Source organism: Amycolatopsis sp. NPDC054798 (genome assembly GCF_053611505.1).
Genome location: NZ_JBSHAM010000013.1, coordinates 141268 through 153290, shown reverse-complemented (window position 1 = coordinate 153290; position 12023 = coordinate 141268). Strand labels below are relative to the sequence as shown.

Below are 12023 nucleotides of genomic sequence, written 5' to 3'. Positions count from 1 at the left end.
ATGCCTTGACAAGCCCCCTCGAACCGCATTTGGGCTTCGTATCGGGGTGCAGGGCCGGGTGTGGCTGCCTGGGTTTCGGAGGGTTTGTCGGCGGCGGGTGGGCGCGCGGGTTTGGGTGCCTGGCCGGGTTGGGTGTGCGGGCGGCGGTTTGGGTGGAGGGTGGGGCTTGCGCCCCAATGTGGCATTGGGTGCGTCAGATGCACCGAACGCCACATTGGGTGCGTCGCATGCACCCAATGCCACGTTGGGGGCGCACCGCGGCAGGCCGGGCGGGGCGCGGTGCGGGGCCGGGCGCGGGCCGTGAAGGGCCCCTTGAGGGAATCCTGGTCCGTGAAGGGGCCCCTCACGGACGGCAGAAGGTCGTGAGGGGAACCCTGGGGGAATCTGATTCCCTCAGGGTTCCCCTCACGGCACTTTGGCGTGGGTTATTCGTTCGCGTTTGACGGGACTGCGGGGGCGGTCGGCGTCTTCTGGCTGGTGCTGGGGGCCTGCGAGGACGTCGTCGGGGTCGAGGACGTCGACGGCGGGCGCGTCTGCTGCGTCGGTTGCGAGGACGGCGGGGCGGACGGCGTCGTGGTGGGGGTGGACGTCGAGTTGTTCGAGCGCGACTCGCCGGAGGGCGGGGTCTGCGGGGCGGTGCTCGGCGTGTTGTCCCGGTGGTCGTCCTCGTGCTGGCTGGTGTCCGGCTGGCGTGGGATCAGGCCGGTGGACACGCTGCCCTTGGTCGTCCAGTCGATGGTGAACAGGACGATCAGGGCGACGACGAAAGCCGCCGCGCTGGAGGCGATGATCAAGGGCCACCGCATTTTGCGCAGTTTTTCGCCGAGGCTGTCGGACTTCTCCGGTTCGGTCGGCTGCAGTTCGGACAGCCGGACCGTGGGCATGTTCGCCAGGTCGGCGGGGAGATACGCCGTCGGGGCCTCGCCGGGGGCGGTCGGCTTTCGTGCCGTGTCGTCGGCGGGCACGCGCACCGGCGGGAGGCCGCTGCGGCTGCGTCGGGCGGCCGTTTCCATTGCTTTTCTCGCGGCGTCGCGGGTGCGTTGAAGCGAACGAAGGTACAGCTCGCCGCCGACGGTGCTGACCACGCTGGCCACACCGGCGCCGATGACTGTTCCCGCTACCCCAAGCGTCGAACCCAGCAACGCCGCAGTGACCGCCGCTAGCGCCGCGGCGAGCACCGAGGTCATCCGGATGTTCTTCTTGTCCTCCGGGGCTTCCTTCTGCTCCTCGCTCATGATTCCGATCTGATCGTTTCCCAGCCGTTGTTTCCTGTTTCTTCAACGGTTAAGTCGTCTGAGGTGCTCCCTTCGTTGCCCAGGCGTGAGGGACGCCACGTTGACTGTCCAAAATGGATAGACTAAAGCTCACACTTTCCTGACATACTCGCCTCATGCACCTCGTGACGATCTCCGACATCGAAACCGCGGCCGAGCGGGTGAAGGGCACCGCGGTGCACACCCCATTGCTGCGCCAGCTCTGGGTTCCCGGCGAATTCTGGGTGAAACCCGAGAGCCTGCAACCGATCGGCGCGTTCAAGATCCGCGGCGCGTACAACGCGATCTCCGCACTCACCGACGCCGAACGGAAACGCGGCGTGGTCGCGTATTCGAGCGGCAACCACGCGCAAGCGGTCGCGTACGCCGCCCGCGAATTCGGGATTCCCGCGGTGATCGTGGTGCCGGACGTCACTCCCCGGCTGAAAGTCGAAGCCACCCTCCGCTGGGGCGCGGAAGTCCGCGAAGTGCCGATCGCGGAACGGGAATCGGCGGCGCTCGCGCTCGCCGAGGAACGCGGGCTCACGCTCATCCCGCCGTTCGACCACCCGGACATCATCGCCGGGCAGGGCACCGTCGGACTGGAGATCGCGCAAGACCTGCCGGACGTCGAGACCGTGCTCGTCCCGGTCAGCGGCGGCGGTTTCGCCTCCGGCGTCGGCACCGCGATCAAGGCGAAGTGTCCGAACGCGAAGGTCTACGGCGTCGAACCGGAACTGGCCGCCGACACCGCGGCCAGCCTCGCCGCGGGCGAACGCGTGGACTGGCCGATCGCCGACCGCGCCCGCACCATCGCCGACGGCCTGCGTGCGCAACCGTCCGAACTCACGTTCGCGCACCTCCAGCGCGTCCTGGACGGCGTGATCACCGTGACCGAGGACGAAATCCGCGACACCGTCCGGGCCCTCGCCCGGCAGGGCCGCCTAGTGACGGAACCGAGCGGTGCCACCGCGCCCGCCGCTTACCTGCACCACGCCGACGAACTTCCAGGTGGCCGGACGGTAGCGGTGGTGTCCGGCGGCAACATCGATCCCACGATGCTGGCCGAACTGCTCGTCTAGCCACAGTGCCCGAATGCCACATTGGGTGCATCTCACGCACCCAATGTGGCATTCGGTGCGTCTGGCGCACCCAATGTGGCATTGGGGCGTCTAAAGCCGGTCACCAGTTGACGGTCTGGCCCTGGCGGTCCAGATAGTGCAGCCCGCCCTTGCCCGCCCAAGCTTCGATCGTGTCGGCGACCCCGGGGATGCTCTCGCCGATGGTCAGCCGCGCACGGGGGCCGCCCAGGTCTGTCTTCACCCAGCCGGGAGCCATGAGCAGCAGGGTGCGCGGGCCGTCGGCGTGCCGCGCGGCGAAACTGCGCATGAGCTGGTTCAGCGCGGATTTGCTCGCCCGGTAGACCTCGAAACCGCCGTTCGTGTTGTCCGCGACGCTGCCCTGGCCGGACGACATCACGCCGATGGTGCCCGTCTCAGGGACCAGGTCTTGCAGGGTCTCGACGACGCGCATCGGGCTCAGCGCGTTGGTCACCATGACCCGGGCGAAGTCCTCGGTGGACACGTCGGCGAAGGTCGCCGAGGGGTCCGTCGTGTAGTTGGTTCCGGCGTTGACGAACAGCAGGTCGAACCGGCCCAGCCGCTCGCGCAGCGCCGTGACTTGCTCAGGCACCGTGATGTCGACGGTCTCCACCGTCAGCCTGCCGTCGGACGATCTGGCCAGCTCGTGCAGCGCGGAGGGCGTGCGTTCGGTCGCGGTGACCTGCCAGCCGCGACCGAGGAACTCGGCGGCCAGCGCGTAGCCCAACCCCCGCGAGGCTCCGATGATCAGGGCTTTCTTGCCTGCGGTCATGACGTCTCCTTAGCTATCATTTGATAGCTAAGCTACGGTGCGGATGAGATACCTGTCAAACGATAGGTAATGGGTTAGGCTGGCCGCGTGGAAGACGAACAGCGCGTGCAGCTCTTCGAACTCGCCGACCTGATCCTCGCGGTGGCCCGCCACATCAACGCCGCCAAGGAGGCCAACGCCGAGTCGGGAACGCCGCTGGAAGGAGCGGTGATGCGGTTCGTCGACCGCCACCCGGGAACCACGGTCAACGCCGCCGCCGAGGCCACCCAGATGATCTCCAGCAACGTCAGCAGAGCTGTCCGCGGCCTGGAGAAGAAGGGACTGGTCCGCCGCGACACCGACCCCGAAGACGCCCGGCGCGTACGCCTCTACCCCACCCCGAAGGCAGCGGAAAACCTGGAGCGGCTGCGCGACACCTGGTCCGCGCTGCTCGACGGGACCTCGCCGGCAGAGGCCAGCACCTTGATCGCGGCGCTGCAGGGCATCGAAACCCGGCTAGTCGCCCAATCCCGCGGCTGACCCGCGCAGCCGAGCCAGCACCGCGTCGAGCCCCTGCCGGACCATTTCCGGCATCCCGTCGCGGCGCAGAGCAGTCAGCAACTGCTCGTTGATCCCGCCCGGAGTCATATGCCGGGTGGTCAGCTCATCCAACGACCCTCCCCCGGCCAACGACTTCCCGATCTGCGCGAACACATGGGTCACGTACGCCGAGGCCGCCTCGGCTTCGACCCCTTGCGAGGCCATCCACCCGGCAATGGTCGCCAAGTAATCCAGGTGCGCGGCGAACGTGGACGTAGCCGCGCTGAACGCTTCCAAACTCGGCTCGTCGCGAGGTACCAACACCCCGCCGACTCGCTCGAACAGCTCCCGCGCGACGGCGTCCTCCGGGTACATCGCGGTGAGGCTCTGCCGCTGCACCGCCTGCGGCAACGGAATCGACCGCACCACCCGCGAGGCCGGTGCGACCCACTCGCGCAGCTGATCCGTCCGCACCCCGGCCACCGCGCTGATCACCACGTGCTCCGGCCGGAACGTCAGCTCGTCCACCAGGTCCCGCAGCACCGGCGGACGCACCGCCAGCACCACCGTGTCCGCCTGGTCGAGCACTTCCTGATTGCTCGCGCACACCCGCACGTCCGGGTACCGAGCAGCCAGCGCCGCTCCGATCTCCCGGCTCCGCGGCGACAACACCGCGGGCAGGCTCCCGTCGAGCCCGGTCACGATGGCAGCGGTCAGCTCCCCGGCACCGACAAACCCCAGCACAATTCCCCCAAGAAAGATCAGCGTCGCTCACCAGGATGGACATGCGTCGGCGGCCCTTCCACCCCGCAATGCAGGCAATCCCCGGGATGCGGCGAATCGTCCGCTTCGGCGGCGCCGAGCACCCCGTTGTGAATTCCCAACGCGATAAGGCCGCCGGCGATCGCCAGCACCGCGCAGATCACCAACGCCGTCTGCCACCCGGCGGTCAGCGCGACCGGATCCCGATAAGCCGAACCAGTCAAACCGGCCGCGGCGGGCAAGACCGCGACCGCCAGAAGTCCACCCGATCGGGCGATGGCGTTGTTGACCCCGGACGCGACCCCGGCGTACCGGTCCGGCGCGGCGGCCAGCACGGTCGCGGTGACCGGAGCGACCACAGTGGCCAGTCCCAGCCCGAACACCACCACCGCGGGCAACACCGAGCCGAGATACGACGACCCCGGCCCCACCCGCGTCAGCAGCAACATTCCCACGCCGACCACGATCGGCCCGACCACCAGCTGCAACCGCGGTCCGATCCGCTGCGCGAGCGCACCCGAACGACCGGAGAGCAGCAGCATGATCACCGTGATCGGCAGCCCGGCGAGCCCGGCCAATGTCGGCGAATAACCCAGCGACACCTGAAGCTGCAGAACCAGCAGCATCATCACGCCGCCGAGCGCCGCGTAAACCACGAACGTCAGCGCGTTCGACAATGTGAAGGTGCGGTCGCGAAACAGCGAAGGCGGCACCAGCGGTTCGGCAGCGCGATGCTGGAGCCAAAGGAACAAGCCCAGCCCGGCAACGCCGACCACCAGAGCGACCAGCACGACCGGATCGCCGATCCCGCGCACCGGCGCCTCGACCAGCGCCCCGGTGACCCCGGCCAGCCCGAGCGCGCCGAGCGCCGCCGCGACGTAGTCCGGATGCCCGGTCGCCGCGGTGTCCCGGGACTCCGGGACGAACCGCCGCGCCATCAGCAACACGACCACCGCGAGCGGCAGGTTGATCAGGAACGCCAGCCGCCACGACCACGCCTGCACCAGCAGTCCGCCGAGCAGCGGCCCGACCGCCGCCGCGATCCCGCCGAGCCCGGACCACGAGCCGATCGCCCTCGCCCGGTCCTCGTGCGAGAACGACGACTGCAGGATCGCCAGCGAACCCGGCGTCAGCAGCGCCCCGCCGATCCCCTGCAGCACGCGGAACAGCACGAGCAGTTCGGTCGACGTCGCCGCCGCGCACAGCCCGGACGCGAGGCCGAACCACACCACGCCGACCAGGTACACCCGCCGCCTGCCGTAGCGGTCGCCGAGCGACCCGGCGACCAGGATCAGCGCGGCCAGCGCCAGCAGGTAGCCGTCGAGAATCCACTGCAGACCGGCGACCGACGCGCCCAGCTCCTCGCCGATCCTGGGCAGCGCGACGTTCACGATCGTGCCGTCGAGCATCGCCATCCCGGAGCCGAGGATGGTCGTCCAGAGCACGCCGCGAGCCGCGGTCGTGCCCCAGCGGATGCCGGTGTCCCCCGCGGCGGTCACGCGATCAGGGCAGCAGCGTGGTGACGAACTTGTACCGGTCGCCGCGATAGACCGCGCGGGCGAACTCGACCGGCTTGCCGTCGGTGGCGAACGAATGCCGGGTCAGCATCATCACCGGCATGCCGACGTCCGCGCCGAGGATCTCCGCTTCCTGCGGTCCGGCCAGCGACGTCTCGATGGTCTCCTCCGCGCGCTCCAGCTCGACGCCGTAATGCTCGCGCAGCACCGCATACAGCGAACCGCCCGCGGTGATGTGCTTGCGCAGCCCGCGGAACCGGCCGAGCGGCAGGTGCGTGGTCTCGAGCGCCATCGGCTGGCCGTCGGCGAGCCGGAGCCGGCGCAGCCGCAGGATCTTCGCGCCGTTGCGCAGCTGCAGCAGCTTGGTCATCTCGCCCTCGACCGGGAGCTCTTCGAGTTCCAGTAACTGGGACGAGGGCTTCAGGCCCTGCTTGCGCATGTCCTCGGTATAAGAGGACAGCTGCAGGCGCTGCGCGAGCTTCGGCTCGGCGGCGAACGTGCCCTTGCCCTGGACGCGGTGCAGTCTGCCCTCGGCGGTGAGATCCGCCAGCGCCTGGCGCACCGTGGTGCGCGAAACGGTGAATTCTCCCGCCAGCGCCCGCTCGGTCGGGATCGGCGATCCCGGCGGCAGTGCGTCGAGCAGGTCCAGCAAATGCTGCTTCAGCGCCCAGTACTTGGGTTCGCGCTGCCCTCGCGCAGCAGTCCCCGCCTCGCTCGCGGGGGGTGTCTCCAGCATGCCCGGCTCCCTCAGTCTTCCCACATTAAACGCGCCACTGCCCCGTGAGGAAACGTACCCTTCTCCCGACCCGCTCCGCCCGGCTAGCATTGGTCTAGACCTGACCGGACGCCGCTCAGCACACCGGGACCCCGTCCCGGCGGAGAGGAAAGTGATGACCCAACTACGTCCCGGCGAGCACATGGCCGCGGAAATCTCGGAGCAGCCCGGCGTTCTCGCCGGGCTGGTCGAGCGGCGGTCCGGCATCGCAGAAGTCGCGGAAAAGATTTCACAGAACCCGCCGCGGTTCGCCCTGCTCGCCGCTCGCGGTTCGAGCGACCACGGCGCGCTGTACGCGAAATACCTGATCGAGGTACTCCTCGGCCTGCCCGCCGGGCTCGTGTCGCCGTCCACCGCGACGCTGTACGGGGCCCGTCCGGACCTGCGCGACGTGCTGTTCATCACCGTCAGCCAGAGCGGCGGTTCGCCCGACTTGATCGAGGTCACCGAGGCCGCCCGCCGTCAGGGCGCGCTGACCGTGTCCGTCACGAACACCCCGGATTCGCCGCTGCGCGCGGCTTCGGAGCTGGGCGTGGACATCGGCGCCGGGGTCGAGAAGGCGGTCGCGGCGACCAAGACGTACTCGGCGACGCTGATGGCGCTGTACCTCTTTATCGACGCGATCCGCGGCGGCAAGGGAGAGGACGCCGAGAAGATCGGCGAACTGGCCCAGCAGACGCTCGACGGCGCCGCGGAAGGCGTGCAGCGTGCCGTGGACCGTTATCGCTTTGTCGACCGCGTGCTCACCACCGGCCGCGGCTACTCCTACGCCAGCGCGCTCGAAGCGTCGCTGAAGCTGGCCGAGACGAGCTACCTCGCCGCCCGCGCGTACAGCGGCGCGGACCTGCTGCACGGCCCGGTCGCGGCGGTCGACGGCGAGACCGCCGTGCTCGCCGCCACCAGCCTCGGCCGCGGCGGCGAGGCCATGCGCGAGGTCCTCGAGGCGGTCACCGAGCGCGGCGCGGACGTGCTCGCGGTCGGTTCGGCGGCCCAGGACGTGCCCGCCGCGCTGCGCATCCCGGTCGCCCCGACCGTCGAGGAATTGGCTCCAGTGCTGGAAATCCTGCCGATCCAGCGGATCGCGCTCGGGCTGTCGCTCGCGCGCGGCGGCAACCCGGACAACCCGCGCGGTCTGCTGAAGGTGACCAAGACCCGGTGAGTCTCGTAGTAGGCGTGGACGCCGGCGGCACCTCGACGCGAGCGATCGCGATCGATGCCGCCGGCGTCGTGCTCGGCACCGGAGCCGCGGCGGGTGCGAACCCCAACTCGCACCCGCCCGCGGAAGCCGCGGCCCGGATCGCCGGGGCCATCGAGTCCGCAGTGGACGGACGAGCCGGCGTACTCGGCGTCGTGGTCGGCATGGCGGGCGAGAGCAAGCTGTCCGATCCGGCGGTCGCCGCGGAGTTCGCCGCGGCGTGGGAGCGGATCGGACTCGGCGGCTTGGTCCGGGTGACCGGCGACGCCGAGGTGGCCTACGCGTCCGCGACGGCCGAGCCGGACGGCACCGTGCTCGTCGCGGGCACCGGCTCGATCGCCGGGCGCATCCGCGGCCGCCGGATGGTCGCCACCGCGGGCGGGCACGGCTGGCTGCTCGGCGACGAAGGCTCCGGTTTCTGGCTCGGCCGCGAAGCCGTGCGCGTCACTCTCGCCGCGCTCGAAGGCGGCAGCCCGCTCGACGGATTGCCCGAGGCGGTCCTCGCCGAAGCGTTCGGACCGTCCGCAGTGGACTTGTCAGACCGCTTCAAAGTCATGTGGGCGCTCGTGACCCATGCCAATGCGGAACCGCCGGTCCGGCTCGCCCGGTACGCCCCGTTGGTGAGTGCCGCGGCCGCCGCTGGCGAGCCCGTCGCGGAGGAAATCGTCGCGCGCGGTGCCCGGCATCTCGTGCGGGTGGCCCGCGCCACGCGCGAGCCGGAAGAAAAAACTCCGATCGTGCTCGTCGGCAGCGTACTGGCCGAAAACAGCCCGGTCGGGGCCCGCGTGCGGGCGGAATTCGCCGAACTCAACGTTCTGACCAGCTCCGATGGAGTGCTCGGCGCGGCCTGGCTCGCGGCCGTGCAGGCGTGGGGCGAGGACACCCCAAGACCATCCCGACGGGTGAATGCCACCAAAACTTGAGTGGAAGAGTCGAAACCGTCGACTCAACCCCTCCGGTCCGGGTACCGTAGGAACCGGCCCCCGGACCCTCCCCCCTCGCCGGGGGCCGCCTTAACTTCCGGGTCCGGTTCCGGACTCGCCCGCACCCGGGTCTTTCGCCAAGCGAAGGCCCGGGTGTTCTGCTGGAAGGCTCCGGTAGAGGACCCAGCCGCTCACCGCGACAGTCGCGGCCACCAGCGGCCAGGAGAGCACCGTCCGCGCCACTCCGAGCGCCACCACCTGCCCGGTCCACCACAGCAGTCCGTAAACGACCACGCGCAGCAAGTACTGCAGCACCCACACGCCGCTCGCCCACGAGTACGCGCGCAGCAGAGCCGGATCGCGCCGCCAGCGGGTCTTCTGGCCGAGCAGCAATCCCACGATCACGCCGAGCAACGGCCAGCGCACCGCGATGCTCGCCGCGAACAGCAGCGCGCTCGCCGCGTTCGAGAACAGCTGCAGCAGGAAGAAGTCCTCGGCCCGGCCGGTGTGCATCGCGATCAGCGCGGCGATCACCACCGCGGCGAGGCTCACCACCACCGCGCGCGCCTTGTCTCCGCGGAGCAGCCGGTACGCGCCCAGCAGCACGGCGACGCCGATCGCGACCCCGGCTCCCCAGGCGATCGACTGCCCGGACACGAGCCAGCCGACGACGAACGCGGCGGGCGGGATGCTGGCGTCGATCGCGCCGCGCCGCCCGCCGAGGATCTGCGTGAGCGACTCCCGCGCCGGCCCCTTCGCAGTCTCGTCTGTCACAGCTTCCAGCCTGCCGCAACTCGCGGCGGACCCCCAGGCCGGGAGACCTACCCCACATGGTGCCCGGTAAGGGGTGGATCGTGAGGTTCGTCCCGGTGAAAAACCCGTAATAGGGAGGCGCAAACCCCCGACAAGGTAAGAGACTGTGACGTCCGGGCGAACCGGTCGTGTCCGGCGGGAAGGATATGGGGATATCCGACTGTTAGTTGGGGTGTACAACTAGGTCCGGGACTTCACGGGGAACAGGCGCGCACCAGCGGGAAAGGGGAACCCAGCGTGTACGGGATCAACAGCTACGTAGCCATCGGGGACAGCTTCACCGAGGGGCTCAACGACCATCGGGGCGACGGGACGTTCCGGGGCTGGGCCGACCGGCTCGCCGAGATGCTGGCGGGCGACGAGCCCGGCTTCCAGTACGCCAACCTGTCGCTGCGCGGAAAGATGCTCGACGAGATCATGGACGAGCAGCTCCCGATCGCGCTGGAGCTCAAGCCCGACCTGGTCACGCTGTGCGCGGGCGGCAACGACGTGATCGTGCCGGGCGCGGACGTCGACGCCATCGCGGCGCGCTTCGAGGCGGGGGTGGCGAAGCTGCGCGCGGCCGGGATCCCGGTGGTGATCTTCAACGGGCCGGACACCAAGACGCTGTCGGTGATGAGCGTGCTGCGCGGCAAGGTCGCGATCTACAACACGCATCTGTGGGCGATCGCGGCCCGGCACGGCGCGAAGATGGTCGACCTCTGGACGATGGAGCCGCTGCACGACCAGCGCGCCTGGAGCGACGACCGGCTGCACTTCACGCCGGACGCGCACCGCCGGATCGCGCTGCTCACCGCGGAGGTGCTCGGTGTCCCGGTCACCGAGGACTGGCGGGAGCCGTACCCGCCCAGCACCGAGCCCGCCACCTGGATGACGTCGCGGCGTTCCGACCTCACCTGGACCAAGGTGCACCTGCTGCCGTGGATCCGCCGCCAGCTGCGCGGCGAGTCCATGGGGGACGGTCTGTCGCCGAAGCGTCCGGAGCTGGCTCCGCTCGTGCCGAACGACGCGGCGGCTCTCGAGCTCGACGTGCGGGGCAACGCGACCGCCTCCTGAGCGCCGTTGACTCTTCAGTGCCGGCACCGGTGACCACCGGTGCCGGCACTGTTGCGAGAGCCACCCGAACGGCGGCCGTCACCAGGTCGCCAAGCGGACGGCCCCGGCATATGGTCCTTTCATGTCCGGTGCACGAGGGTGGCTTCGTTTGATCCCCGTCGCAGTGGTGGTCACGGCACTGCTCGCGGGCCTCGTCACCTGGCTCCAGGGCAGCGGGATCCAGGACGACCTTGCCGCGCGATCACGCTCCGCGCTCGACGCGGCCGGTCTTCGCGGCGGCGACGTGAAGTTCTCCGGACGGCAGGCGACGCTCGAAGGGTTCCCGGCCGAGGAAGCCGGCCGCGCGCTGGGCATCGTGCAGGGAGTCGACGGGGTCGAGTCCGCGCAAGCGTCGGGTGGAGCCGGGCCGGTGCAACCCGCACCGTCGCCCTCGCCCTCGCCCGAACCGTCGGCGCCTCCGTCCAGCCCGCCGCCGAGCCCGTCCGCCACGCCTTCCGCGCCGCCTGCCGACCGCGACGGGATCCAGGCCGAAGTGGACCGCAGGCTCGCGGCCGCGCCGATCACTTTCGAACCGGACACCGCACGCCTCACCGACGAAGGCGAGAAGGCCGCGCGCGATCTCGCGCCGCTGCTGCGCGACGCGCCGGACAACCTGCGCTACCGCCTCGTCGGCCGGGTCGCCGACGGTCCGGGCGGACGCAGCGCCGCGCTGAAGCTTTCCCGCAACCGGGCGCTGACCGTGATCCGGTTGCTGATCCGCGAGGACGTGCCGCCCGACCGGCTGCTCGCGGTGGCGAGCACGGGCGGAGCGGACAACGGGGGCGACAGCGACCGGCGGGTCGAGATCACAGTGGAACAGAGGTGATGGCGGATGCTCTGGCTCTTCGGGCAGATCTGGCTGTGGCTGCTCGTCTCGTTCCTGCTCGGGGCGGCGGTCATGTGGCTGTTCACGCGGACGTCCCGGCCGAAGGACGACGCCGAGCCCGAGCCGTACCGGGCCGCGGCCGCTCCGGTGGAGGCTCCCGCCGAGGAAACCCGGCACATCCCGCCGGCGAATCCGTACGAGGACTACGAGGATTACGAGGAACCGGCGTACCCGCACTACGACGACCAGCCTGAGCGCGTCTACAACGACTATCCGGAAGTCGACCCGGACGAGCCGTACAACGGCCGTCCTCCGGTGCCGAGCCCGGCCGGGCATGCGCTGCCCGATCCCGAGCCGCGGCTGTCCGGCGAACTGAGCTGGCCCGAGGAAGACCAGCGCGGTCCGCACTGGCCGCACGACGACGAACCCGCGCCCCGCCGACCTGGACGCAGTGGCTGACACCCACCTGGTAG

13 protein-coding genes are annotated in these 12023 nt (G+C 70.2%); 7 read left to right on the top strand and 6 right to left on the bottom strand.

Annotation, left to right across the window (positions count from 1 at the left end; all coding sequences use genetic code 11):
• Positions 1-425: 425 nt before the first annotated feature.
• Complete coding sequence (locus ACWGIC_RS11805; RefSeq protein ID WP_452075860.1) at positions 426-1235, bottom strand: hypothetical protein; 810 nt, start codon at positions 1233-1235, stop codon at positions 426-428.
• A 155-nt stretch (positions 1236-1390) separates the two neighbouring features.
• Between ACWGIC_RS11805 and ACWGIC_RS11800 the strand changes: the two genes are divergently transcribed.
• Positions 1391-2335, top strand: a complete 945-nt coding sequence (locus ACWGIC_RS11800) for a threonine ammonia-lyase (RefSeq protein ID WP_452075859.1) — start codon at positions 1391-1393, stop codon at positions 2333-2335.
• Positions 2336-2435: 100 nt separating this feature from the next.
• Here ACWGIC_RS11800 and ACWGIC_RS11795 read toward each other — a convergent pair whose 3' ends face one another.
• On the bottom strand, positions 2436-3125 hold the full coding sequence (locus tag ACWGIC_RS11795) for an SDR family NAD(P)-dependent oxidoreductase (RefSeq protein ID WP_452075858.1): 690 nt from the start codon (positions 3123-3125) through the stop codon (positions 2436-2438).
• A gap of 87 nt (positions 3126-3212) precedes the next feature.
• Here ACWGIC_RS11795 and ACWGIC_RS11790 point away from each other — a divergent pair, with 87 nt between their 5' ends.
• Complete coding sequence (locus ACWGIC_RS11790; protein ID WP_452075857.1) at positions 3213-3644, top strand: MarR family winged helix-turn-helix transcriptional regulator; 432 nt, start codon at positions 3213-3215, stop codon at positions 3642-3644.
• On the opposite strand, the gene ACWGIC_RS11785 is transcribed toward ACWGIC_RS11790, so the two are convergent.
• Genes ACWGIC_RS11785 through ACWGIC_RS11775 form a run of 3 tightly spaced genes read right to left on the bottom strand, consistent with a single transcriptional unit; the run spans position 3621 to position 6659 of the window.
• Positions 3621-4391, bottom strand: coding sequence for an NAD(P)-binding domain-containing protein (locus tag ACWGIC_RS11785; protein ID WP_452075866.1), 771 nt, complete (start codon positions 4389-4391; stop codon positions 3621-3623). The genes ACWGIC_RS11790 and ACWGIC_RS11785 overlap by 24 nt on opposite strands.
• 14 nt (positions 4392-4405) lie before the next feature.
• Positions 4406-5905, bottom strand: coding sequence for an MFS transporter (locus ACWGIC_RS11780; RefSeq protein WP_452075856.1), 1500 nt, complete (start codon positions 5903-5905; stop codon positions 4406-4408).
• A gap of 4 nt (positions 5906-5909) precedes the next feature.
• Positions 5910-6659 carry a GntR family transcriptional regulator gene (locus ACWGIC_RS11775; RefSeq protein WP_009084055.1) on the bottom strand — a complete coding sequence of 250 codons (750 nt, stop codon included), beginning with the start codon at positions 6657-6659 and terminating at the stop codon, positions 5910-5912.
• Positions 6660-6813: 154 nt separating this feature from the next.
• Between ACWGIC_RS11775 and ACWGIC_RS11770 the strand changes: the two genes are divergently transcribed.
• On the top strand, positions 6814-7857 hold the full coding sequence (locus ACWGIC_RS11770; protein WP_452075855.1) for an SIS domain-containing protein: 1044 nt from the start codon (positions 6814-6816) through the stop codon (positions 7855-7857).
• Positions 7854-8816 (top strand): N-acetylglucosamine kinase, encoded by a 963-nt coding sequence (locus tag ACWGIC_RS11765; RefSeq protein ID WP_452075854.1) that lies wholly within the window; start codon positions 7854-7856, stop codon positions 8814-8816. Before ACWGIC_RS11770 ends, ACWGIC_RS11765 begins: the two co-directional genes overlap by 4 nt.
• Positions 8817-8906: 90 nt before the next feature.
• Here the strand turns inward: ACWGIC_RS11765 and ACWGIC_RS11760 are convergent, their stop codons facing one another.
• Positions 8907-9590, bottom strand: a complete 684-nt coding sequence (locus tag ACWGIC_RS11760) for a DUF3159 domain-containing protein (RefSeq protein WP_452075853.1) — start codon at positions 9588-9590, stop codon at positions 8907-8909.
• 276 nt (positions 9591-9866) lie between these two features.
• Between ACWGIC_RS11760 and ACWGIC_RS11755 the strand changes: the two genes are divergently transcribed.
• The 3 genes from ACWGIC_RS11755 to ACWGIC_RS11745 all read left to right on the top strand — a co-directional run bounded on the left by ACWGIC_RS11755 (position 9867) and on the right by ACWGIC_RS11745 (position 12009).
• Complete coding sequence (locus ACWGIC_RS11755; protein WP_452075852.1) at positions 9867-10685, top strand: SGNH/GDSL hydrolase family protein; 819 nt, start codon at positions 9867-9869, stop codon at positions 10683-10685.
• A 148-nt stretch (positions 10686-10833) separates the two neighbouring features.
• Positions 10834-11550, top strand: a complete 717-nt coding sequence (locus tag ACWGIC_RS11750; protein WP_452075851.1) for an OmpA family protein — start codon at positions 10834-10836, stop codon at positions 11548-11550.
• Positions 11551-11556: 6 nt separating this feature from the next.
• Positions 11557-12009 carry a LapA family protein gene (locus tag ACWGIC_RS11745; protein ID WP_452075850.1) on the top strand — a complete coding sequence of 151 codons (453 nt, stop codon included), beginning with the start codon at positions 11557-11559 and terminating at the stop codon, positions 12007-12009.
• Positions 12010-12023: the final 14 nt, after the last annotated feature.